This window comes from Streptococcus sp., assembly GCF_041802885.1.
Classification (GTDB): domain Bacteria; phylum Bacillota; class Bacilli; order Lactobacillales; family Streptococcaceae; genus Streptococcus.
Genome location: NZ_JBHCHN010000043.1, coordinates 1 through 23908, shown reverse-complemented (window position 1 = coordinate 23908; position 23908 = coordinate 1). Strand labels below are relative to the sequence as shown.

The window sequence follows — 23908 nt, the reverse complement described above, 5'->3', positions numbered from 1 at the left end:
CATCCGTTTGAGAACAGGGAAAATCTCAATATCACGGTTGTAATTGACGGTTGTTTTGCCGTAGGCTTCTAGGTGGAAGGGGTCAATCATATTGACATCATCCAAATCAGCAGTGGCAGCCTCATAAGCCAGGTTTACAGGGTGGTGAAGGGGCAGATTCCAAACAGGGAAAGTTTCAAATTTAGCATAACCAGATGTGACCCCATTGACTTGGTCATGGTAGAGGTTGGACATACAGGTTGCCAACTTACCTGAACCAGGTCCAGGAGCCGTAACGACTACCAGATTGCGGCTGGTCTGGATATAGTCATTTTTCCCCATACCTTCTGGAGAGATGATGCGGTCAATGGCGGTTGGGTAGCCTTCGATGGGATAGTGCAGGTAGGATGTGATGCCTTTTTTGGTCAATTCATGACGAAAGGCGTCCGCAGCAGGCTGACCTGCGTACTGGGTAATAACCACAGATCCTACAAAGATATCCAAATCATTGAATTTATCCATGAGTCGAAAGACCTCTTGGTCATAGGAAATACCCAAATCACCACGAGCCTTGGAGTGCTCGATGTTATTGGCATTGATGGCAATGACAATTTCTACCTGATCCCGCAGTTCATGCAGAAGCTTGATTTTATTGTCCGGTTCGTAACCTGGCAGGACGCGGGCAGCATGGAAATCTTCCAGCATCTTGCCGCCAAACTCCATGTAGAGCTTGCCATCGAACTGGCTGATTCGCTCCAAAATATGGTCGCGCTGCAGGTTCAAGTATTGTTCAGAATCAAAAGCAATGTTTTTCATTTTTTTCACCTCTGTTTATTGATTATAACAGAAAAAAAGTCACTTGTAAAAATTTTTATTAAATTGTCAGAAAATTAATTTCCTCATTTTCAGCCTCCAATCTTCAGCTGCAAATAACTTCAAGCTGCTCAACAGGCTTCACACCAAATGCCAGCTTTTTCAATAGGAAGATGATATACTAGGAAAAAAGGAGGAATGCAGATGACAATTGCAATTACAGGAGTGACAGGGAATTTGGGTGGTTTTGTGGCCAGCCAATTAGCAGAAGCAGGAGTTCAGACCATCCACCTGGCTCGAAGTCCAGAGAGGGCCAAGGTTTATCCAAATGCGAACCTTATGCAGGCTAGTTATGAAAATAGTCCCCAAGTGGTCGCTGCCTTGCAAGGTGTGGAAGTCCTCTTTATGGTATCTGCCAAGGAGCATCCGGACCGTCTCGCTCAGCACCTGGCCTTTGTGGATGCGGCAGCTCAGGCAGGTGTTAGACAGATTGTCTACACTTCCTTTTATCAGGCGACTCCAGAGTCCACCTTTACCCTGGCCCGTGATCATGCGGCGACTGAGGCTTATATTCGGGAGAAGGGTCTTGCCTATACCTTCCTAAGAGATAATTTCTACTTGGAATTTTTCCTGGGTCTTTGCCTTGAAAATGGAGAAATTCGTGGTCCAGCAGGTAATGGAAAGGTCTCTGCTGTATCCAGAAAGGATGTTGCTGCCGTAGCCGTCGAAGTCTTGAAAAATCCACAGCAATGGGAAAACCAAATCCTCAATATGACAGGGCCTGAAGAACTGACGATGTCGGATTTGACAAAACGTGTCTCCAAGACTTTGGGCAAAGAGATAGCTTATATTCCTGAAACAGTGGAAGAGGCCTATCAATCCAGGAAGGCTTGGCCAGCTCAAGACTGGGAGTATGACTCTTGGGTATCGACCTATACAGCCATCCAGTCTGGAGAATTGGCTGAAGTCAGCTCGGACATAGAGAGGGTACTCGGCAGACCTGGCCACAGCCTGACAGACCTACTAAAGGACATTAAAGAATAATTGAAAAACCTAGAAGCTTGAAACTTCTAGGTTTTATGATGCCCCCCAGTCTGTTAAGACCTCTTCATGGTAGATGTGGAGGATACGAATTTTTTTCAAGAGAAAATGGCCTGCCAGTCCGACTAGGAAACCGGAGAGGATTCCACTGAAGGCTAGGATGGGTAGGTAATTGAGGACGGCCCAAGATCTGGCAATCAGGGCAAAGACCAAAAGCTGTCCGACATTGTGGCAAATGCCTCCAAGTGTTGAAATGCCGATAATACTCACTTTCTGAGGTCCCAGTTGTTTGGCTCCTAGCATAATCAGATAACTAAGGACAGTGCCAGAAAAACTATATAAGAAAGTCGAGAAAGTGCCACTCAGGAAAGTGGATACAAAAAGTCGAAGGCCAATCACTTTTATACTATCTTTGGGAGAAAGGGTAAAAATGGCGATAATGGTGACGAGATTACCCAAGCCTAGTTTGGCTCCAGGTGCAAAGGTAAAAGGAGATGGAATCCATCGCTCCATGACGGAGATAACAATAGCTTGAGCAGCCAACATAGTAATATAAGCCATTTTTTGATAGCGTTTGTTCATAAAGTATCCTAACAAGCAATTTAATATGAAAGTTCAGTTCTATTATACTACCTATTTCTGAAGATTTTTGCAAATTTTTATCATAATTTACAAAAAAACATTGCTATCTAATTCACAATATTATATACTAATAAGTAGTGAGATTCGAAAGGAGAATACAATGACAAAAGAGATTGTTATTGTTGGTGCAGGGTTTGCTGGCGTATCAGCTGCCAGATCCTTGGCTAAAAAATTTAAAAAGGAAAAAGATGTTAACATTACCTTGGTTGACAAAAATTCCTTCCATACCTATATGACGGAGTTGCATGAGGTGGCTGGTGGCCGGGTGGAAGCCAGTGCTATCAAGTATGATTTGCAACGAATCTTTAAAAAATATCCAAAGGTTCAGCTGGTCACAGACAAGGTCTTGCGGATTGACTACGATAAGAAAGAAGTCGTTGCGGAGCACCAGACCCTGGCCTATGATTATTTGCTCCTGGCCATGGGAGGAGAAGCCAATGATTTTGGAACTCCAGGTGTCAAGGAACATGCCTTCACCCTTTGGTCTATAGAAGCAGCAGAGCGCTTGTACGACCATATCTTGGAATCTTGTAAACGGGCCATGTTCGAGCATGATGCAGCTAAGCGTCGTGCCCTTTTGACCTTTACTGTCATCGGTGCAGGTTTTACAGGTATCGAGATGATTGGGGAGCTGATTGACTGGGTGCCAATCCTCGCCAAGGAATACAAGTTGGACAAAGATGAGTTCTCACTCAAGGTGGTTGAAGCAATGCCAACCATTCTCAACATGGTGACGGAAAAAGAGCAGACCAAGGCTGTCCGTTACTTGGAGAAAAAAGGAGTTGAGCTCATCCTTGGCGATGGTGTTGCCAGTGTGGAAGAAGGGGTTCTAAACCTTGCTTCTGGTAAAGCCATCCCTACCTATACCGCAGTCTGGACTGCTGGTGTTAAGGCTAATACAGACACAGCTGATTTTGAGATTGAACAGGCTAAGTCCGGACGCTTGGTAGCCAATGAATACATGGAAGCCAAGGGCAAAGAACATGTCTATGTAGCTGGTGACCTGGTCTACTATGAGGAGGATGGAAAACCAACCCCTCAAATCGTACAGGCTGCAGAACAAACCGGCCACACAGCTGCCCACAATATCATCGCCTCCATCACTGGCGGTCAAAAAGAAGCCTTCAAGGGCAAATACGATGGCTTTATGGTCTCCATCGGTTCCAAGTATGGGGTTGCTTTCTTAAACAACAAGTTCCATCTGTCAGGTTTCCTGGCCATGGCAGTCAAACACCTCATCAACCTGGTCTATTTTCTATCCATCAGTAGCTTCTACAACATCGGTGCCTACCTCCGCCATGAATTTTTCGATATTCGTCACAAGCGCAATATCTTTGGCGGCATGACTTCCAGCAAGGGCAACAATCTCTGGATGATTCCCCTGCGTGTCTATTTTGGCTCCATGTGGCTCTTTGAAGGTCTGAAAAAAGCCTTTGGCTGGTTTGGAACCACCTCTTGGCTGGGAGATGACATCGTCTTTCCATTTGAATGGCTAAAAGAACCTGTTTCTGGAGCTTCAGAAGCAACGGAAGAAGTGGTACATCAGGTCTTCTCTTTGAACTTTACCTATGGTGAAGAACCTATGTTGGTTTTAGGTGAAATGCCTGACTGGTTTGAGGCTATCATGAAAATCATGATGCCCAACCAAGAAGTAGCCCTCTTCATGCAAAAAATGATGACCTTCCTTGAAATCGCCATCGGTCTGGCCCTGATTGCAGGACTCTTTGTCTGGTTGGTTTCCGCCCTGACCATTATGCTAGTGGCTATGTTTAGCTTATCTGGCATGTTCTACTGGGTCAACATGTGGTTTGTACCAGTTGCTATCGCTTTGATGAACGGAGCAGGCCGTGCCTTTGGATTGGACTATTGGGTAATGCCATGGATTGGCAATAAGCTCGATCGATGGATATATGGAAAGCCAAGACATATCTACAGCAAGAAATAACGAAGACCTGTTCAAACATGTGACACATTGTTTCATCTCTTACAACATGTAAGCTAGGTCTGTCCTTTATGGTAAAATAAGGATAGGCCTAGCTTTTCTATATAGAAAAAATTATAAAAATAAAAAGGATGAGGAGGTCAGTTTGGTACATTCAATTTGGAATGATTTTCCCGCTGTTCAGCAGGGATTGTTGGAAGTTAAAAAAATCATAAAAGAAGAACTCCGTCTGGCGCATCCTCAGGTAAAGTCCAAAATTATGGATTACTTGGATGCTCCTGGTAAGTATGTACGAGCCGGTCTCACCTTACTCTTTGCTCAGGGCGTAGAGGGAGAGATTCAAAAAGCCAAGTATTATTTCGCAGCTGGAATCGAGGTCCTTCATTTGGCGACTCTGATTCATGATGATGTCATTGATGGCGCTGATAGCAGACGCGGGATTGTTGCTATGCACCAAGCCTTTTCCAATCGTATTGCCATCTATGCAGGAGACTATCTCTTAGCCTATTCCGGGCGACTGATGGCTATGGGACAAGAATTGATGGGATCTCCAGAGATGGAGAATGCCAGTCCCGTTGACCAGCGAATCCTTGAGCGGATTTTGGCGGGAGAATTGGCCCAACTGATTAACCAAAACAGGTCAGACATGACTATGAAGGATTATCTCAAGCAAATCAAGGGGAAAACCGCTTTTCTCTTTGCCTTGGCCTGTCAGCTTGGAGTTTATAGTCTTCCAACCAATCGCAAAAACATGCAGGCTGCCTTTCGCGCAGGACAAGCTATCGGCATGGCTTTTCAGTTATCAGATGATCTTCTGGATTTTCAGGTGAAAAAAGAGGCCATGGGCAAGCCCGGTCTGCAGGATGTCCGAAATGGTATCTATACAGCCCCGCTTTTGCTAGCCATGCGACAAGATGCTAGCTTGGCCAGCTTGGTTCAATCTCAAGCTAATCAGGACTGGACTGAAGCTCAACTGACTCTCCTGCAAGAAAAATTGGAGCACAGTCAAGCCTTTGATGCCACTCAAAAATTGATTGCCAAACATATTCAAAAAAGTGAAGACTTTATTGCTCAAATGGCCCTGGCAAAAGATTTGCACATCGACTGTTTTTTGAAAAAAATGATGGCTAGGAACTATTAAAAATCTGTGATCATTGTCACAAATACTATGGACATTCAAACAGAAATATAGTATAATAATATCAACAGCGAAAACGCTTAACAAAGAAAAGGAGACATTTCATGAAAATGAAAAAAGTTTTGACAGGTCTTGTCCTGTTTGGAGCAACATTGGCCCTTGTGGCATGTGGTAACTCTTCATCTGATTCAAAAAGCTCTAGCTCTTCTGAGGCTCCTGCTACAACAGTAGAAAAAACAGCAGCAGCTTGGAAAGATGGTACCTATACTGGTGAGTCAGATTTCGATGAACGCGGTTGGAAAGTGGTGCATTCTATTACTATCAAGGATGGAAAAATCACTGAATCAGCTTTCGGTTACGCTGATAAAGATGGTAATCTCAAGGCTGACAACGAAGAGTACAACAAGAGCATGAAAGACAAATCAGGAGTTTCTTCAAAAGAAGCTACTGAGCAGCTGAATGCTCAATTGGTGAAAACGCAAGATGTTGATGCTGTTGAGGTTGTATCTGGTGCGACACATACTTCAGATAACTTTACGGCAGCAACAAAAGCTCTTCTTGCAGCAGCTGAAGAAGGAAACACTGACCCAGTAACATTCGAGCTTGGTAAATAATACTTTTGCTAAGGTAAGAAACTAGTCAGCAATCAACAACATTTGCTGGTTCTGACAGTTTTCCTAAAATGGGATAAATTTCCGCTAAGTCGGAGCTTTGTCTCATTTTTTTTATCACATCAAAAAGGAAAGTGACAGATGAAAAAAGGAATCACTGGCTTGTTGCTGATTTGCTCAATCATTTTTTTAATAGCATGTGGCAGCAAAAAAGAATCCGCCAGTCAATTGCCTGTGGTCAAAACTCCTTTGACCCGTACTGAATCGCTTCTACATACTGTAGTTCAGCTGAGCATATACCATGAGAATCAGGAAGAAGCCATGGATGGTGCCATTAAGCTGATTAAAGAAATGGAAAGTCTCCTATCCACTTCCGTAGAAGGTTCAGATATTTACCGCATAAACCAAGCGGCTGGTAAAGAGCCTGTAAAAGTTGATGAGCGAACCTTCGAGTTGGTAGAGGAAGCTCTAAATGCATCAGACAGGAGTCAAGGTCGTTTTGATATCACCATCGGCGTCATCAATAAGCTCTGGAATATTGGCTCGGAGAATGCCCGCAAACCCGATTCGTCAGAAATTGAGGCTGCCCTCCCTTATGTTGGCTATGATAAGGTCAAGTTGGATGCTAAGGAGAAGACGGTTTATATCGAAGAGGGCATGAGTTTAGAGTTGGGGGCTATTTCCAAAGGCTATATTGCCGATCAAGTCAAAAAATACTTTGAAGAGAAGGGCATTTCAACAGCCATCATCAATCTTGGTGGAAATGTAGTGGTCATGGGAACCTCTCCCAATCAAGAAAAAGGCTGGAAGGTGGGGGTTCAGGATCCAGATAAGATACGGGGTGCGACAGTTGGTTATGTCTATCAGAAAAATCGCTCAATTGTAACTTCAGGTATCTATGAGCGCTACATCGAAGTAGATGGGCAAATCTATCATCATATACTAAGTCCAGCAACTGGATATCCTGTTGAGAACACTATTTCAGGTGTGACTGTCTTTACAGATACTTCTACTCAGGGTGATACCCTATCAACGACTCTCTTTATCTATGGTATAGAGGAGGGTTTGGCCTATATCAATGATTTAGAAGGGGTGGAAGCAGTCTTTATTGATAAGGACCATGGTGTTCACCTAAGTGACGGTCTCAAGGACCATTTTGCATTGACAAATGAGGAGTACCATCTTGCAGATTAAGAATTTAACCATGCCTGTCTTTTTAGAATTTGTTGAGCTAAAAACAAAAGTGGCCAGTGTCTTTCCCATGCTGATTGGCCTGCTCTGGTCTCAATATCACTACCAGCAGCTCAACTGGCTCAATACCATCTTGTTTATGATTGCGGCTATCAGCTTTGATATGTGTACGACAGCCATCAACAATACTATGGATTATCATAAAGCCGTAGATATGGCTTATCGGGAGGAGGAAAATGTTTTAGGCAAGCATCAGCTTGATTTCAAGGAAATGGTGGCTATTATCCTGGCACTCTTGCTGATTTCTACCTTCTTTTCCTTACTTTTGGTCTGGCGGACGGACTTGGCCTTATTACCGATTGGAACCTTGTGTTTCTTGATTGGAATTTTCTACACCTTTGGTCCCATGCCCTTGTCCCGCTTGCCTCTAGGCGAACTTTTCTCTGGAGTCACCATGGGATTTGGTATCTTCTTTTTGGCTGTCTACATCCAATCTCCTTCTGACTTTCTAGCAACCACCTGGTCTTTGGGAGGTTGTCTGGTCACCATCAATTGGTATGTGGGAGAGACAGTGAGGATTTTCTTCATGTCTATCCCTCTGATTTGCTTGATTGCCAACATCATGTTGGCCAATAATCTTTGCGACTATGAACAGGATTTGCGCAACCATCGCTTTACGTTGGTCCATTACATTAGTCCAAAGGGTGGGGTTCTGCTCTACACGGTTTTAAGTACCATTCCATGGGTGGTATGGCTTATCTATGTCGGGTTTGGGCTTTTGCCCCTCTGGGCTCTACTTGGGCTGATTCTGGCTCTGCCTTTTATCAAGAATCTGCTTCGCTTTCGTAGAGCTCAGGTAAAGTCGCAGACTTTCATCAACTCGATTAAAAACTTTGTTCTCTTTTCAGGCCTCTATGTATTGGTTTTATTCGTGGCTTTATGGATGAAATAAAAAAATGAGTTTGGGACAAAAAGTAGTTCCAAACTCTATTTTTTCGTTTTAGATACTTATAGCGCAGTGGTTGAGTGGGCTCTAATGTGCTTATAAATAAGCTTTTACAGCCCTACTCAACTGTGCGGAGGTGGGAAGACGAAATCGAATTTCTCCGAAATTGCCGATTTCTGTCCCACTCTCATTTTTATATTGGAAGTATTAATTCATCCTCAGATTCATCTGTGTTATTATCAGCTGGTTCACCTTTTTCTACGATTTCAATCATCAGTTGATGGGGCAGGCAAATGAGAATTTGTCCTGGTTCACTAATCCAGCCAGTATTGACTGCAATCTGGTCAGGGCTGTTGTCTTCTTTTACACGGATGGCATCGCCCTTGACTTCGACAATATTGTATTGACCTTTATTGGGATAGTAGGTGATTTCTTTCGCCTGACCGTCTCCCAGTGGAAGTTCGTCGGCTTGTTGCCCGTTGATGGTGACGATGGCCACCAGCTGATTCTCCTCATTTCTTGCTTGTTGGTAAACAAAGGTCGTCACCAATGGTGGAGCAAAGGAGAGTAGGAGAGCCAGGCCAATGAGGATGAAATCAAAAGGGCGAAATTGTTTTAAAATTTCTTTCATTTCAGACTCGATTTCTGTAAGATTTTTAACTGTTTCATTATACCATAAATGGATTCTTTTCAGTAAATAAGGTGCTTTTGAACCTTTTAGTTTCAAGAAAAATGACGAAAAGAACAAAATTGTGATATCGTGAGCATATTTTTTGAAATCGGTAACATTATCACTTATAATGAGGAAGTAAAAATATATTTTTGAAAGTGAGATTTTACTATGTCTAAAATCGTTGTTGTTGGTGCAAACCACGCTGGTACAGCATGTATCAAAACCATGTTGTCTAACTATGGAGAGGCCAACGAGATTGTCGTATTCGACCAAAACTCAAACATTTCATTCTTAGGCTGTGGTATGGCTCTTTGGATTGGTGAGCAAATCGCTGGTGCAGACGGACTTTTCTACTCAAATAAAGAAGAGTTGGAGTCTATGGGTGCCAAAGTTTACATGGAATCACCAGTTCTTTCAATTGATTACGATGCAAAAACAGTAACAGCTCTTGTAGATGGCAAAGAGCATGTTGAAAGCTATGAAAAACTGATCTTCGCAACTGGTTCTCAACCAATCTTGCCTCCAATCAAGGGTGCAGAATTCAAACCAGGTTCTTACGAATTTGAATCTACGCTTGAAAACCTTCAATTTGTGAAGTTATATCAAAACTCAGCAGATGTTATCGAGCGTTTGAAAACTGAAGATATCAATCGTGTAGCAGTTGTGGGTGCTGGTTACATCGGTGTTGAATTGGCAGAAGCTTTCCAGCGTAAAGGTAAAGAAGTAGTTCTTATCGACGTTGTGGATACCTGTTTGGCTGGTTACTATGACCGTGACCTGTCTGACATGATGGCTAAAAATATGGAAGATAACGGTATCCAATTGGCCTTTGGTGAAACCGTGAAAGAAGTAGCTGGTAACGGTAAGGTTGAAAAAATTATCACTGACAAGAATGAATACGATGTAGACATGGTTGTCTTGGCAGTTGGTTTCCGTCCAAATACTGCTTTTGCAGGTGAAAAGATCGAACGCTTCCGTAACGGTGCCTTCCTTGTGAACAAACACCAAGAAACCTCTATCCCAGGTGTTTATGCTATCGGTGACTGTGCAACGATCTACGATAACGCAACTCGCGATACTAGCTACATTGCCCTTGCTTCAAACGCTGTTCGTACAGGTCTTGTAGCAGCCCACAACGCTTGTGGAACAGACCTTGAAGGACCTGGTGTTCAAGGTTCAAATGGTATCTCTATCTACGGCCTCAACCTGGTATCAACTGGTTTGACTCTTGAAAAAGCTATCCGCAACGGTTTCAATGCTGCAGTAACTGAGTACACTGACAATCAAAAACCAGAATTTATTGAACATGGTAACTTCCCTGTAACCCTCAAAATTGTTTACGATAAGGATTCACGTCGTGTTCTGGGTGCGCAAATGGCAGCCCGTGAAGACATTTCTATGGGTATCCACATGTTCTCATTGGCTATTCAAGAAGGTGTTACCATCGAGAAATTGGCTCTGATAGATATCTTCTTCTTGCCACACTTCAATAAACCATACAACTACATCACAATGGCAGCTTTGAACGCAAAAGATTAAAAACGTCCGGGGGACGTTTTTAACCCGAGCCTAGAAATTCGAAAGCGAGGAACGTCCGGGGGATACAAACAGTTTGGGGAACTGTTTGTACCCGAGCTTGAAAACGCGAAAGCGAGGAGAGTTTGGGAATAGACTCTTTCAGCTGGTCACCCCAAAATTAGAGAGTGGCCATAAAGAACCCGAGCCTAGAAATTCGAAAAAGTGAATAGTTTAAAACGAACCAGTCCGCATGGACTGGTTTTTTTAACATAAAAATATTGCTAAAAGATTTAGAATTTGATATAATATATTGACTAGGATATATTACTATCTATTTTATTTATTGGAGAGTTAAATGAAAAGAAATTTTAGACGTTTTGCTGTTTTATTGTGTGTTTCGATGTTATCTGCCAGTCCAATGGTAGTCAGCGCTACAGAAACAGAAGAGTACATTGGCCAAGAAAAGATTATTGGTCCAGATGAGCGAGTAAATGTAACCAATACAACTACAAATTTTTTCCCTACGATTGTAAAAATTGAGAGCAAGAGATATGTTAAAGAAAAGAATGTATACTATATCTCACATGGTACAGGTGTCATGGTAGCAAGTGATGTTGTACTGACTTCTGGCCACCTTGTCTATGACGGTACTTCAAAAACATACAGAACAAATTTTAAAGTTACTCCAGCCACTTCCAATGGTTCTACGCCATACGGAACCAGTACAGCTATCCAAGTAAAGGCTAATCCAGAATATTTGACAGCTCCTTCATTCGATACGGATTATGCAGTGCTTAAACTGGCTCAACCCTTGGGCAATTCAACAGGTTATCTGAAGCTGTCAAGAAACATTAACGTTGGAGAATTTGGGCAATCAGCTGGTTATCCAGGAGATCGCCCTGGTCAGATGGTTTATGCTTCTGGACTTGTCCAAGCAGTGACTGAAAAGGGATTAAAATATACAATCGACACCAGTGGCGGACAGAGTGGTAGTCCCATCTTAAATGCAGACAATGAGATTGTCGGGGTACATGGCGGTATGTCTACTGCAACCCTCAATGATGGAGCTAGAACGACACAAGAAATGGTCAATTTAATCAACTCAATGAATCCATCATCCGGACAAGTTAGTTTGTCTGCGCCCGCTGTCGTTACCTCAAAACCAGTCTATCGACTATACAATAAAAATTCAAAACGCCACCATTATACATCTGATATAAATGAAAAAAATACCTTGGTGACAAAACACGGCTGGCAAGATGAAGGTGTTGCTTGGGAAACTGGCGATGTTGCACCAGTTTATCGTTTGTATAACCCAACCACAAAAGATCATCTCTTGACTACAGATATGAGTGAAGTTCAACAGTTGCAAGTATCAGGGTGGAAAAATGAAGGCGTAGCCTTCCAAAGTGGCACAGGCGCAGATGTCTTCAGACTATATAGTCCAGTCACAAAAGAGCATTTTTACACAGCAAGTGTCTCTGAAAAAGACCATCTAATTAATGTTGGTTGGAAATATGAAGGTGTAGCTTTTAAAGCAAATTAATTATTTTATTATTTAAGGAGGAACGGCCATGAGAACTGTTTTAAAGACAACTCTGTCCTCGCTGTTGGTTGTCGGTGTTGGTCTGTCGCTCAACCATCAAATGGTACATGCGGATGATGAAACAACAATGGAAATTGCCCAATCTACGACTACTGAAAATTCCACTACAGTAATCGATATAGATCAGAAAATTTCCTATAGAAGCTATGGTGGTTCAGAGTATGAGCCAGGAAGTATCAAGGAACAATTAGTGGTTGGTGAGAAAGGACAAATTCGTCGTCCTCAGAATTCACCTCTTAAAGACTCCAAGTATTCATTTGCTATGACTGTTGCAGATCCATCTATTTTGTCTTTTGATGAAGAGGGAAATTGGACTGCCCATAAGGCTGGGACAACTGAAATTACCTTTGGTTTCCCTAGCGGTGAAGGCACTCAGGCTCAGAAATTCGATGAAGAATTGAATAAACTTAATGTTGTCTTGGAAGTGGAAGAAGTAGCGGTTTCTATGACCGTCACAGTGAGCGAATCTAGTGTGCAACCAATGTATCGTCTCTATAATCCTACCAACAAGGAACATTTTTATACGGCTAGTATAGATGAAAGAGATAATTTGGTTAAAATTGGTTGGGGAGAATATGAGGGTATTGCCTGGTATACACCGAGCACGGGTACACCAGTTTATCGCTTGTACAATCCTGAACTCAAAGACCATCACTATACGACAGATAAAAATGAGGTTAGTACCTTGACTAGTCAACACAAGTGGGTAGATGAGGGTATTGCCTGGTATTCTGGAGGCTCCAAACCAATACAACGCCTCTTCAACAAAGATTTGACTTCTGGAGCGCATCACTATACCCTAGATGAAAATGAAGTTAGTGTATTAAAAGATCGAAACTGGAAGCATGAAGGCATTGCTTGGTACGGTCAATAGTTTAGCAGCAAAGACTGGGTTCCCCAGTCTTTTTGCATCTTGAAAGCAAGAAATCGGAGAAAACTTGAAAACGATTGCAAACCGTGCTAAAATGGTTAAAAGTGAGGAGGTGAGAAGATGAAAGAAATCAAAAAATCTGTCACTATGAAAGATGTTGCCCGTTTGGCAGGAGTGGGAGTGGGAACTGTTTCTAGGGTGGTGAATGGTTTTAAAGTAAAAGAGAGTACTTTTCAGAAGGTACAGACAGCTATTGCTGAACTTGATTATAAGCCCGATGAGTATGCTAGAGGGCTAAAAACAAATAGAAGTAATAATATTGCGATCATATTACCCACTATTTGGCATCCTTTTTTCTCAGAGTTTGCTTACTATGTTGAAAAGAACCTAAGTCAAAAAAATTATAAATTATTTATTTGTAATGTTGAATCAGATGCTTCAACTGAAATTGAATATATTGAAATGCTGAAAAACAATAAAGTTGATGGTATTATCGGTATAACGTATTCAGACATTGATAATTATATTTCTTCCAACCTTCCCTTCGTTAGTATCGATCGCCATTTCTCAGAAAATGTTTCCTACGTTACCTCAGACAACTATGCTGGTGGCCAATTAGCAGCAGAGGTACTCATAGAGAAGGGATGTCAGCATTTTGCCTTTATCGGTGGAAAAAATATCTATAAGAACGAGACGAACTTCCGAAAAGAAGGTTTTTATGATGTGCTTGAAAAAGAAGGGAAAAATTTTTCGAAATTAGTTCTGCCGGAGCCAATTGAGGATTTGGAAGGAAAGATTGAAATGTTTATCTTGGAACATCCTAAAATTGATGGTATCTTTGCGGTCAATGATTTTATGGCCATAAGTGTCATGAAAGTTATGCAGAAATTGGGTAAATTTGCGCCGAAAGACTACCAAATTATTGGTTTTGACGGATTGAAATCAGCTATCGACCAAGATTATTATGTATCGTCCATTAAGCAATCCACTGATCTTTTAGCTAAGTCAGCCGTCGATTCTCTCCTGTCGCTGATAGATGGCCACCAACCAGATTCAAGAATTGTTTTGCCAGTTTCTTTTGTAGATGGTGGTACCACGAGATAATAATGACTTTTTTTAAAAAAAGTTTATAAAATACTTGACAAGGAGAATGAAAGCGCTTATAATTAAATCAAAACAAAATGAAACGTTTCCAAAATCGAAGCATGAACCCTTTGGGGTTTATGTTTTGACCAAAAAATGAAACGTTTCCAAAACAAAAAAATAGGAGGTCCGACATGAAAATGCGGAAAAGTTTGCTTCAATTTGCTGCCATATCTACTTTAGTAGCAGGTGCACTTGCAGGATGTTCTGGCTCTAGCTCTGGTTCAAGCGATAGCTCAAGTTCTAATAAAAATGAAGTCAAGGTCTGGGTTCAATTTTCAGATGAAACGGCCGAAGGAAAAGCCTGGCAGGAAATTGTTGACGGCTTTAATAAGGAGCATGAGGGTGAATATAAGGTCGCGACGGAATACATCCCTCGTAGCGGTAGTGGTGGCGGATATGAGGATAAGGTCAACGCTGCTGTGACGACCAATAGTCTGCCGGATATTATTACACTTGATGGACCAAATACAGCTGCCTATGCCCATTCAAAAGTGATTATTCCGCTCGATGAATACTTAGCGGATGCAGATATGGATGATGTATTAGACAGTATCAAGCAACAGGGAACCTACGATGGTAAAATGTATGCCTTTGGTTACTCTGAGTCCAATGTAGGTATTTATTATAATAAAAAAATGTTTGAGGAGGCTGGGATTGACTTGGCGAGTTTGCCAACAATTGAAAAGCCATGGACTTGGAGTGAGTTCAATGCGATTGCTGAAAAATTAAAAAACTATCATAAGGTGGAGGCTATTGACTTCCGATTAAATTCCATTGATGAGATGCTTCCATATGCATATATGCCATTGATTTGGTCAAATGGTGGATCCGTAGTCAATGAAGACGGAACAAAGGCTGAAGGATATTTCAACAGTAAGGAATCCGTTGAAGCAGTAGAATTTATCCAAAACTTAGTGAAAAAAGGCTACACCACAGTCAGCCCAGTTGAAAAAGGCTTTGAAACAGGTGTTTATCCAATGCTTCTTAGTGGTTCTTGGACAATCAATGATATGGAAACCAACTATACTGACATTGATTATGGTATTCTTCCATATCCTGTTTCTGATACTACTAAGAAATTGGTTTCTCCTTCAGGAAGCTGGCAGTTGGCTGTTACCACTAAATCTGATAAGCCAGAAATTGCAGCTGAATTTGTCAAATATGCGACCAATACTCAATCCAGCAAAATCATGAGTCTGGGCAACAGTGTATTGCCAATCCGCAAGTCAACCATCGAAGACTTGAAAGATGAAGTAACACCTGAGATGGCCTTCTTGATGGAACAAAACCAAAAGACCGCACATGCTCGTCCAGTGGTAGTAGCTTATCCTCAAGTATCCCGTGCTTTCCAGCAAGCCATGCAGGATATCAGCTATTATGAAGATAATCCAGATGTTCAAAAAGTCTTAGATGCACGTGCAAAAGAAATGCAGGCTGCTATTGACGAATCATTAGCGAAATAAGTATAGTGGCAGGTAGTTGATGGCCTCAAACCAGCACTATCTGCCCTCTCTTTTATAGGAGGAAAATATGAAAAAAAAGAATAGGTTACAGAATAATCTAATCGGCTATGCTTTCTTATCACCAGCATTATTATTGCTGACGGTTTTTTTGCTCATTCCAGTTGTCATGGTCTTCTACTATGCTTTCACAGACTATTACATGCTGACACCTGATGCCAGACAGTGGGTTGGTTTAGATAACTTTACGAAATTGGTCCAGGATCCGACTTTTTTAAAAAGCATTTTCAATACAGCCAAATTTGTGATATGGATTATACCTGTGCAGTTGGGACTTGCCCTTGGCATGGCCTTGATTGTTAACAAACCACGTAAGGGAAATATGTTTTATAAGGTCGCATTCTTTGCACCTGTGGTCATGTCCCTAGCGGTTATTTCTATCCTCTGGCTCTACCTCTTAAATCCCAATAATGGCCTTCTCAATGCCTTGCTCAATAAGATTGGCATAGCCTCCCAGCCATTTTTAACGAGTCCTAAACAGGCTATGTATGCTATTATTATGGTATCTGCTTGGCAAGGCGCTGGTTACCAGATGTTGCTTTTTCTTGGTGGTTTGCAGAATATTCCTCGGGATGTTTACGAAGCAGCAGAGTTGGATGGGTTTACAAAGTTTCAACAGTTCCGCTATATCACCATGCCACTCCTGAAACCTACTGCCCTTTTTATCCTATTAACAACCCTGATTTCGGCCTTCAAGTTGATTGTACAACCAATGGTCATGACTCAAGGTGGTCCGATGAACTCCACCATGACCATGGTCTATTACATCTATCAAAAAGGTTTCACAGATCGCATGGTTGGTTATTCTAGTTCTATTGCACTGATATTTACAACCTTTATTGGCTTGATTACCTTGATCCAACGCCGTGTACTCAAGGAGGATAACTAAATATGAATAAAATAAAACCAGTAAAATTTTTAGAGTATTTTTTATTGACCCTCCTGGCCTTTCTCTTTTTGTTTCCCATGGTTTGGATGGTTGTCTCAGCCATGAAACCAGAAGCAGATGTTTATGGTAATTTGACTTCTTGGAAGGCCTTTTTACCAAGTTTGAATCCAGCAAACTGGTTTAAACCCTATCAAGAAATTTTAGAGCGGTTTAGCATTTTTACCTACCTCGGAAATAGTATTTTCTACTCAACAACATTTGCGCTTGGTTCTATTCTCATCAATGCTTTTGCGGGATATGCCTTTGCAAGAATTGATTTTTCTGGTAAGAAAATTCTCTTTGGCTTGCTCCTGGCGCTTTTGATTATCCCGGCAGAGACAGTCTTGATACCACAATTTACTATTGTTAATGCCCTGGGGCTAGTTAATAACCGCCTGGCCGTTATCATTCCTGGTCTGGCAAGTATCTTTAATATTTATCTGTTTAGGAATTTTTTCATTGCGATTCCTGAAGAGATTGTCGAATCGGCTCGGATGGATGGTGCCAATATTATTCAGACATTTTTTAGAATCATGCTGCCCATGTCTAAACCAGCTGTTGCAACGGTTGGAGTACTCTCCTTTATCAGTAGTTGGAATGACTATATTTGGCCTCTGATGGTATTAACAGATACAAGTAAATTCTCAATGCAGGTTGCTATTACAACAATCAATACTACACAACCAGTTTATATAAACCAGGTCATGGCTGTATTAACAATCTCGACCATCCCCTTAATTATTGTATATATTGTCGCTCAAAAGTATATTGTGCAAGGTCTTGGTGGTTCGGGAACTGGTATCAAATAGGAGGAAATTATGCGATTAACTATTGAGAAAGCAAATGCCTATATCGTTGAAAATCTTAGTAGGATAAATCCCCAGTTCAAACCCAATATCCATTTCTCTGCCCCTATCGGCTGGATCAATGACCCCAATGGTTTTGTTTATTTTCGTGGGGAGTATCATCTCTTTTATCAATATTATCCCTACGGTTCCTTTTGGGGTCCCATGCACTGGGGTCATGCCAAGACCAAGGATTTTGTGAGCTGGGAGCATTTGCCGGTGGCTTTGGCTCCTGACAAAGATTATGACAAGGATGGCTGTTTTTCCGGTTCTGCCCTCGTCAAAGACGACACCCTCTGGCTCATGTATACCGGCCATATCGTCCATGAGGATGGCAGGGTCAACCAGGTTCAGAACATTGCTTATTCGACGGACGGCATTCATTTTGAGAAAATCGAGGAGAATCCAGTGGCTACGGGGGATATCCTGCCTCCAGACCTGATTGCTGCAGATTTTCGGGATCCTAAGCTCTTTGAAAAAGATGGACATTACTATGCAGTGGTGGCAGCCAAGCATAAGGATGAAAGAGGGACGGTTGTTTTGCTGGGGTCGGATGACTTAAGAAACTGGCATTTTGAGTCCATTTTCCTGAAAGGGGAGGCCCATCAGGGCTTTATGTGGGAATGTCCAGATTTCTTTGAAGTGGATGGTCAGGCCTACATCTTGGTTTCTCCAATGCGCTACCAAGAGACGGACCATGATTTTCGCAATCTCAATTCATCTGTCCTGATAGCGGGACGAGTTGATTGGGAGAAGAAAGAGTTTCTGCAGGAGTCCGTTTCAGAGTTGGACCATGGTCATGATTTCTACGCCCCACAGAGCCTCTTGGACGATAAGGGGCAGCGGATTGTTATCGCCTGGATGCACAACTGGGGTCGGACTGTGGTTCCCCATGAGCTCGGCCACGGCTGGGCCTGCAATATGACCCTGCCCCGCATTCTTCATTCGATCAGCAATCAGCTACGACAGGAAGTTCCTCAAGAGGTGTTGGACAGCCTTCCCCGCATCCAGCTTGGGCAAGAAGTGGCCAGCACAGGCTATCTGGAGACGGAGCTTGAAGACGATTTTATCCTTAGATTGGGCGACGAGGATGATTATGTCGAATTTGGCTACCAAGACGGCTTAGTCTTCATTGACCGGAGCCATCAAAAAATGGACATTTCTGGAGAAGAAGCATGGGCCATCAGCCGTCGCTCGGTCGAGATAGAAGCCCAGCAGCTGCAAGTCATTTTTGACAAAAACTCCTTAGAAATTTTTGTCAATAAGGGTCAAGAAAGCCTGACCACTGCCATCTATTTGCAGGGAGAGAAAACCTTGCAGCAAGTAAAATAATGGAGAACCTGGATGAAAGTTCAGGTTTTTCTCTGTGGAAAAGCTAGGGGTTGTGACTTGGGTTAGTGGGACTAGGGCGAGTGTCATCCGCGGTTGGACTTAAAGAATATCAATTGGCCTCATTGGAAATTTATATGCAGTTTTGCATTTTTTATGGAAAATGCTGGCATGATTTAGTATAATTGACCTATAAAATACCTATTTTAGGAGGAATGAGCATGGCAAAACCTTACCTTGGCAATCGGGATCCGCGCTTTGTCCGTATCGGCCGAGGGGGGCTCTTGGAGGATGGGCCCCATCAATCCCTGGCCCTCTGGGCTGCCAGCTGCGCTGAGCGGGTCCTGCCTCTTTTTCAGGAAAGCTATCCAAGTGTTCTAGGACCGAGCCAGGCGGTGGATGCCACTAGGATCTGGGCCAAGGATGGGATGACCATGATGGAGGCGCGAAGCTTTGCCTATGCGGCCCATGCTGCCGCCCGTGAGGTGGAAGGGGTGGCGCGTGAGGTGGCTAGGGCTTGTGGCCATGCGGTGGCTACCGCCCATATGGCAGACCATGAGCTTGGAGCCGCCTTTTATGCCCTTCGGGCCATCCAGTTGGCCTTTCCTGACCAGCCAGAAAAAGTGGCTGCCGAGCGGGCCTGGCAGAAGGAAGCCCTAACAGAGGATATTCGGGAACTTGTTTTGGATGATATGAAGCAGCGGGCCAGCAAGTTTCAGCATATCTTTGATGATTCACTACCGATGCAAGAAGAAAGCTGAGAAGTAGCCTTGATAGACGCCTGCTTCTTTTTTATATATTTTCCCCTCAGCTAAGTCAGCTTTTTTTTGCGAAAAATGGTATGATAGGAAGATAGAATTTTTCAACGGAGAAGAAAATGAATCCCTTATTAAACGGAATGAATGACAGACAGGCGGAAGCAGTCCGGACGACGGAAGGGCCGCTTTTAATTATGGCGGGGGCTGGTTCGGGTAAGACCCGGGTTTTGACCCACCGCATCGCCTATCTAATTGATGAAAAGATGGTCAATCCCTGGAATATCCTGGCCATCACCTTTACCAACAAGGCGGCGCGGGAGATGAAGGAGCGGGCCATGGCTCTCAACCCAGCCACCCAGGAAAGCCTGATTGCCACCTTCCACTCCATGTGTGTCCGTATTTTGCGCAGGGAAGCCGACCATATCGGTTATAGTCGCAATTTTACCATCGTGGATCCAGGTGAGCAGCGGACCCTGATGAAGCGGATCATGAAGGACCTCAATTTGGACCCCAAGCAGTGGAGTGAGCGGACCATTTTGGGAACCATTTCTAATGCAAAAAATGACCTCATCGATGAGGTGGCCTACGAGATGCAGGCCAGTGATTTTTACACGGAAATCGTGGCTAAGTGCTACAAGGCCTACCAGAAGGAACTGCGGCAGTCTGAGGCCATGGACTTTGATGATCTGATCATGATGACTCTTCGGCTCTTTGACAAAAATCCAGAGGTCCTGACCTATTACCAGCAGCGGTACCAATACATCCATGTCGATGAGTATCAGGACACCAACCATGCCCAGTACCAGCTAGTCAAGCTCCTTGCTTCTCGCTTTAAAAATATTTGCGTAGTCGGGGATGCGGACCAGTCCATCTACGGCTGGCGGGGTGCTGACATGCAGAATATTTTGGACTTTGAAAAGGATTATCCGACTGCCAAGGTGGTGCTGCTGGAAGAAAATTACCGATCAACCAAAACCATCCTCCAGGCGGCCAATGATGTGATTGAGCGCAACAAGAACCGCCGTCCCAAGAAACTCTGGACCCAGAATGAGGAAGGGGAGCAGATTGTTTATTACAGGGCTGACAATGAGCAGGGTGAGGCTGTCTACGTGGCCAGCCAGATAGGCGAGTTGGCGCGTGGGAGCTACAACTACAAGGACATGGCTGTCCTTTACCGAACCAATGCCCAGTCCCGTACCATCGAGGAAGCCCTTCTCAAATCCAACATCCCCTACACCATGGTCGGCGGCACTAAGTTCTACAGCCGCAAGGAAATTCGTGACATCATCGCCTACCTCAATGTCATCGCCAATCCAGCAGATAATATTTCCTTTGAGCGGATTGTCAATGAACCCAAGCGGGGCATAGGACCTGGTAGCCTAGATAAAATTCGAGATTTTGCCAATTTGCAGGAAATGTCCTTCCTTGAAGCCTCTGCCAACATTCTCTTGTCTGGTATCAAGGGCAAAGCCGCTCAGGCTGTGGAGGACCTGGCTGGGATTCTTTATCGTCTGCGGGATCAACTGGATGAGATGAGCCTGACAGAGCTGGTAGAAGCCCTCTTAGATCAAACGGGCTACATGACTGCCCTCGCCGTTCAAGCAACTCTGGAAGCCAATGCCCGTATTGAAAATATCCAGGAATTTCTTTCTGTTACTAAGAGCTTTGATGAAAAAGAAGCCGAGGAAGAGGAGACTGGTTTGGAGAAACTGAGCCGCTTCCTCAACGATTTGGCCCTGATTTCGGATACGGATGATGGTGATAGCGAGGCAGCAGAAGTGACCCTCATGACCCTCCACGCTGCCAAGGGCTTGGAATTTCCAGTGGTTTTTCTGATTGGGATGGAAGAAAATGTCTTTCCCCTCGTTCGGGCAACAGATGATGAGAGTGACTTGGAGGAGGAGCGCCGCCTGGCCTATGTGGGCATCACTCGGGCGGAGAAGACCCTCTATCTGACCAATGCCAACTCCCGCCTCCTTTATGGACGGACCAGCTACAATCAGCCCAGTCGCTTTATTCGCGAAATTTCTTCTGATTTGCTGGACTATCAAGGCCTGGCAAGGCCGGCCAATACTAGCTTTAAGGCTTCTTATGTCAATGGCCAGACCAGCCAGTTTGGCCAAGGCATGAGCCTGTCCCAGGCTATCCAAAGCAGAAAATCCGCTGCCCAGCCCGTCCGGCATTTGGGAGGGGACCTGCCCTTTGGAAAATCATCCGATACTGGTTCATCAGGCACAAGCTGGTCCATCGGTGATAAGGCTATTCATAAAAAATGGGGCGAGGGCACAGTCCTTGAAGTGTCTGGCAGTGGCCAGCAGCAAGAGCTGAAAATCAATTTCCCAGGACTAGGGCTCAAGAAGGTCTTGGCGGCCATTGCACCGATTGAGAAGGGAGAATAGGATGTCTCAAGGTCAGCTGAATCACTATCAGAAAAGATGGGCGGCTGAAAAGTATCTGGTTATGGCCCATTCCCAAGCCCACTACAATGCACTGAGACAGCTTTTTAAGGGCAATCAGTGGTCGGAAGAAAAGGAAGTGGAGTTTGAGCGCTTGCTGAAGGAGGCCTATCAGGCAGCACCGACCACAAAGACCCTGAGAACGGCCTATCAGCATATCTGGGGCTACTTCAAGAAAAAAGCGTCCAGCCATGAAAAAGACAGGTACAAGGAGCTGGACCAGTCTTTGGAAACGAAATCAGCTGATATGCACCAATTTCTGAGGGACCTGACCCAAAAATACCAACCAGCCTACCTGGTCCAGAGTCGGATTATGCAACTGGATAAGCTAGAATTGAAATGACTTGCTTGAGCGGGTCATTTCTTTTTTTGGTATAATAGGGATAGACTATTTTCTAGGAAAAACTTATGAAACTTTATTACACAGATGTCTCTCAGGACATGACAAAAATTTTAACAGAGCAGGCTCAAGCCTATGCGGAGGCTGGGAAGCGAATCTTCTATATCGCGCCCAACTCCCTTTCCTTTGAGAAAGAGCGCAAGGTCTTGGAACTCCTGCCCCATCAGGCCTCCTTTCGGATTACGGTGACCCGATTTGCTCAGATGGCTAGGTATTTTGTGCTCAATCGTATGCATAGCCAGCAAGCGATGGATGACACGGGTTTGTCCATGATTTTTTTCCGTGTCCTCTCCCAGTTTTCGGACAGCGATTTACAGGTCTATGGTCGCTTGCGCAAGGATGCGGCCTTTATCCAGCAGCTGGTGGACCTCCATAAGGAGCTCAAAACCGCCAATCTGACCGTCCTTGATTTGCAGCATTTGGGGGATGAAAAGGCGGCGGATTTGCAGAAGATTTTCCTGGCTGCCTCTGACTTGCTGGACCAGCACCAGATAGAAAACCAGTCCAAATTGGCCCAGTTTGCCAGTCAGGTGGAGGCTGGGTATTTGGATGGAGAACTGGCGGAGACCGTACTAGTCATCGATGGCTTCACCCGTTTTTCAGCCGAGGAAGACTATCTGATTTCTTTGTTGGCGGAAAAATGCCAGGACATTGTCATTGGGACCTACGCCAGTCAGAAGGCCTACAAGGCAAACTTTATCCAGGGAAATATTTACCAGGCCTCGGTGGAGTTTCTGCGTTCTTTGGCCAGCACCTACGCCGTCAAGCCGACATATCTAGCAGAAGCAGGGCAGGAATCGGACTTTGCCAGTTTTAGTCGCTTCTGGGAGGGGCTGCATGACTTTAAGCCCCTGGAAGGCAAGTGGCAGCCTAAGAATGCCTCTAGTCTAGAAATCTGGCAGGCCAGCAACCAGAAGGAAGAAGTGGAAGCGGTGGCCAGAAAGATTCGCCAGCTCTTGGCGGACGGGGTTCGTTATAAGGACATCCTTGTTCTCTTGGGGGATGTGGATAGCTACAAGCTTCAGATTGGCAAACTCTTTGATAAATTTGACATTCCCTATTATTTTGGCAAGGCGGAGTCCATGGCCAGCCATCCTCTGGTCCATTTTGTGGAATCCTTGGAGCGGGTCAAGCGCTACAATTATCGGGCGGAAGATCTGCTCAATCTTCTCAAGTCCGGTCTCTTTGGCCAGCTGACAGAGATGGAGATAGACCGTTTTGCCCAGTATGTGACCTATGCCGACATCAAGGGACGGACTCGTTTTCTGAGGTATTTTACAGCGGATTCTGCTGGTAAGTATGATTTGGTCCAGCTCAATCAGATTCGTCAGACCATCATGGAACCGCTGGATGACTTCCTATCTGCCCGTCCCCAAAAGGGCCTCAGTCTGCTGGAAAAACTGACCCAGTTTCTGACTGCCATCGCTCTGACTGAAAATATGGAGGCCCAGCTCAGTGGGGCCAGTGAAGAGGAAGTAGACCAACATGAACAGGTCTGGAAAGTCTTTTCGGATTTGCTGATGCAGATGGCAGACATTTTCGGGCAGGACAAGCT

The 23908-nt window shown here is 44.0% G+C and carries 21 protein-coding genes; 18 read left to right on the top strand and 3 right to left on the bottom strand.

Annotated elements, in window-relative coordinates:
• The coding region (locus ACEYCN_RS05895; protein WP_373713370.1) for a DUF1846 domain-containing protein at positions 1–795 on the bottom strand (795 nt) is incomplete at its 3' end.
• A 201-nt stretch (positions 796–996) separates the two neighbouring features.
• Between ACEYCN_RS05895 and ACEYCN_RS05890 the strand changes: the two genes are divergently transcribed.
• The gene (locus ACEYCN_RS05890; protein ID WP_373713369.1) at positions 997–1836 is read left to right on the top strand and encodes an SDR family oxidoreductase; all 840 of its coding nucleotides are present in this window, start codon (positions 997–999) and stop codon (positions 1834–1836) included.
• 33 nt (positions 1837–1869) lie between these two features.
• Here the strand turns inward: ACEYCN_RS05890 and ACEYCN_RS05885 are convergent, their stop codons facing one another.
• Positions 1870–2415, bottom strand: a complete 546-nt coding sequence (locus ACEYCN_RS05885) for a Gx transporter family protein (protein ID WP_373713368.1) — start codon at positions 2413–2415, stop codon at positions 1870–1872.
• A 160-nt stretch (positions 2416–2575) separates the two neighbouring features.
• Between ACEYCN_RS05885 and ACEYCN_RS05880 the strand changes: the two genes are divergently transcribed.
• From ACEYCN_RS05880 to ACEYCN_RS05860, 5 genes are all read left to right on the top strand, one after another.
• Positions 2576–4420: an FAD-dependent oxidoreductase gene (locus tag ACEYCN_RS05880; RefSeq protein WP_373713367.1), complete on the top strand. Its 1845-nt coding sequence runs from the start codon at positions 2576–2578 to the stop codon at positions 4418–4420.
• A 142-nt stretch (positions 4421–4562) separates the two neighbouring features.
• Entirely contained in the window at positions 4563–5558 is a 996-nt protein-coding gene (locus ACEYCN_RS05875) for a polyprenyl synthetase family protein (RefSeq protein WP_373713366.1), read from the top strand.
• Positions 5559–5659: 101 nt separating this feature from the next.
• Entirely contained in the window at positions 5660–6169 is a 510-nt protein-coding gene (locus ACEYCN_RS05870) for an FMN-binding protein (RefSeq protein ID WP_373713365.1), read from the top strand.
• 138 nt (positions 6170–6307) lie between these two features.
• The gene (locus ACEYCN_RS05865; RefSeq protein ID WP_373713364.1) at positions 6308–7360 is read left to right on the top strand and encodes an FAD:protein FMN transferase; all 1053 of its coding nucleotides are present in this window, start codon (positions 6308–6310) and stop codon (positions 7358–7360) included.
• Entirely contained in the window at positions 7335–8309 is a 975-nt protein-coding gene (locus tag ACEYCN_RS05860; protein ID WP_373713363.1) for a 1,4-dihydroxy-2-naphthoate polyprenyltransferase, read from the top strand. Before ACEYCN_RS05865 ends, ACEYCN_RS05860 begins: the two co-directional genes overlap by 26 nt.
• Before the next feature lie 187 nt (positions 8310–8496).
• Here ACEYCN_RS05860 and ACEYCN_RS05855 read toward each other — a convergent pair whose 3' ends face one another.
• Positions 8497–8934, bottom strand: coding sequence for a NusG domain II-containing protein (locus ACEYCN_RS05855; RefSeq protein ID WP_373713362.1), 438 nt, complete (start codon positions 8932–8934; stop codon positions 8497–8499).
• 210 nt (positions 8935–9144) lie between these two features.
• Between ACEYCN_RS05855 and nox the strand changes: the two genes are divergently transcribed.
• The 12 genes from nox to rexB all read left to right on the top strand — a co-directional run.
• Positions 9145–10515, top strand: coding sequence for a H2O-forming NADH oxidase (gene nox / locus ACEYCN_RS05850; protein WP_373713361.1), 1371 nt, complete (start codon positions 9145–9147; stop codon positions 10513–10515).
• Between the two features lie 334 nt (positions 10516–10849).
• Positions 10850–12040, top strand: coding sequence for a trypsin-like peptidase domain-containing protein (locus tag ACEYCN_RS05845; RefSeq protein ID WP_373713360.1), 1191 nt, complete (start codon positions 10850–10852; stop codon positions 12038–12040).
• A gap of 28 nt (positions 12041–12068) precedes the next feature.
• Positions 12069–12974, top strand: a complete 906-nt coding sequence (locus ACEYCN_RS05840; RefSeq protein WP_373713359.1) for a hypothetical protein — start codon at positions 12069–12071, stop codon at positions 12972–12974.
• Between the two features lie 117 nt (positions 12975–13091).
• Positions 13092–14075, top strand: coding sequence for a LacI family DNA-binding transcriptional regulator (locus ACEYCN_RS05835; RefSeq protein ID WP_373713358.1), 984 nt, complete (start codon positions 13092–13094; stop codon positions 14073–14075).
• A gap of 179 nt (positions 14076–14254) precedes the next feature.
• Positions 14255–15580, top strand: a complete 1326-nt coding sequence (locus ACEYCN_RS05830) for a sugar ABC transporter substrate-binding protein (protein WP_373713371.1) — start codon at positions 14255–14257, stop codon at positions 15578–15580.
• A gap of 67 nt (positions 15581–15647) precedes the next feature.
• Positions 15648–16526 carry a carbohydrate ABC transporter permease gene (locus ACEYCN_RS05825; protein WP_373713357.1) on the top strand — a complete coding sequence of 293 codons (879 nt, stop codon included), beginning with the start codon at positions 15648–15650 and terminating at the stop codon, positions 16524–16526.
• Positions 16527–16528: 2 nt separating this feature from the next.
• On the top strand, positions 16529–17374 hold the full coding sequence (locus ACEYCN_RS05820; protein WP_373713356.1) for a carbohydrate ABC transporter permease: 846 nt from the start codon (positions 16529–16531) through the stop codon (positions 17372–17374).
• Positions 17375–17383: 9 nt separating this feature from the next.
• Complete coding sequence (locus ACEYCN_RS05815) at positions 17384–18742, top strand: glycoside hydrolase family 32 protein (protein ID WP_373713355.1); 1359 nt, start codon at positions 17384–17386, stop codon at positions 18740–18742.
• Positions 18743–18960: 218 nt separating this feature from the next.
• Positions 18961–19500: a putative immunity protein gene (locus tag ACEYCN_RS05810; protein WP_373713354.1), complete on the top strand. Its 540-nt coding sequence runs from the start codon at positions 18961–18963 to the stop codon at positions 19498–19500.
• A 116-nt stretch (positions 19501–19616) separates the two neighbouring features.
• Positions 19617–21896, top strand: coding sequence for a DNA helicase PcrA (gene pcrA / locus ACEYCN_RS05805; RefSeq protein WP_373713353.1), 2280 nt, complete (start codon positions 19617–19619; stop codon positions 21894–21896).
• A 1-nt stretch (position 21897) separates the two neighbouring features.
• Positions 21898–22296, top strand: a complete 399-nt coding sequence (locus ACEYCN_RS05800) for a YbgA family protein (protein WP_373713352.1) — start codon at positions 21898–21900, stop codon at positions 22294–22296.
• Between the two features lie 65 nt (positions 22297–22361).
• Positions 22362–23908, top strand: a 1547-nt coding sequence (gene rexB / locus ACEYCN_RS05795) for an ATP-dependent nuclease subunit B (RefSeq protein ID WP_373713351.1), incomplete at its 3' end; no start/stop codon positions are given.

Coding starts and splice junctions, on each gene's coding strand:
- ACEYCN_RS05890 (WP_373713369.1), top strand. CDS start 997: ATGACAATTGCAATTACAGGAGTGACAGGGAATTTGGGTGGTTTTGTG.
- ACEYCN_RS05885 (WP_373713368.1), bottom strand. CDS start 2,415: ATGAACAAACGCTATCAAAAAATGGCTTATATTACTATGTTGGCTGCT.
- ACEYCN_RS05880 (WP_373713367.1), top strand. CDS start 2,576: ATGACAAAAGAGATTGTTATTGTTGGTGCAGGGTTTGCTGGCGTATCA.
- ACEYCN_RS05870 (WP_373713365.1), top strand. CDS start 5,660: ATGAAAATGAAAAAAGTTTTGACAGGTCTTGTCCTGTTTGGAGCAACA.
- ACEYCN_RS05865 (WP_373713364.1), top strand. CDS start 6,308: ATGAAAAAAGGAATCACTGGCTTGTTGCTGATTTGCTCAATCATTTTT.
- ACEYCN_RS05860 (WP_373713363.1), top strand. CDS start 7,335: ATGAGGAGTACCATCTTGCAGATTAAGAATTTAACCATGCCTGTCTTT.
- ACEYCN_RS05855 (WP_373713362.1), bottom strand. CDS start 8,934: ATGAAAGAAATTTTAAAACAATTTCGCCCTTTTGATTTCATCCTCATT.
- nox (WP_373713361.1), top strand. CDS start 9,145: ATGTCTAAAATCGTTGTTGTTGGTGCAAACCACGCTGGTACAGCATGT.
- ACEYCN_RS05845 (WP_373713360.1), top strand. CDS start 10,850: ATGAAAAGAAATTTTAGACGTTTTGCTGTTTTATTGTGTGTTTCGATG.
- ACEYCN_RS05840 (WP_373713359.1), top strand. CDS start 12,069: ATGAGAACTGTTTTAAAGACAACTCTGTCCTCGCTGTTGGTTGTCGGT.
- ACEYCN_RS05835 (WP_373713358.1), top strand. CDS start 13,092: ATGAAAGAAATCAAAAAATCTGTCACTATGAAAGATGTTGCCCGTTTG.
- ACEYCN_RS05830 (WP_373713371.1), top strand. CDS start 14,255: ATGCGGAAAAGTTTGCTTCAATTTGCTGCCATATCTACTTTAGTAGCA.
- ACEYCN_RS05825 (WP_373713357.1), top strand. CDS start 15,648: ATGAAAAAAAAGAATAGGTTACAGAATAATCTAATCGGCTATGCTTTC.
- ACEYCN_RS05820 (WP_373713356.1), top strand. CDS start 16,529: ATGAATAAAATAAAACCAGTAAAATTTTTAGAGTATTTTTTATTGACC.
- ACEYCN_RS05815 (WP_373713355.1), top strand. CDS start 17,384: ATGCGATTAACTATTGAGAAAGCAAATGCCTATATCGTTGAAAATCTT.
- ACEYCN_RS05810 (WP_373713354.1), top strand. CDS start 18,961: ATGGCAAAACCTTACCTTGGCAATCGGGATCCGCGCTTTGTCCGTATC.
- pcrA (WP_373713353.1), top strand. CDS start 19,617: ATGAATCCCTTATTAAACGGAATGAATGACAGACAGGCGGAAGCAGTC.
- ACEYCN_RS05800 (WP_373713352.1), top strand. CDS start 21,898: ATGTCTCAAGGTCAGCTGAATCACTATCAGAAAAGATGGGCGGCTGAA.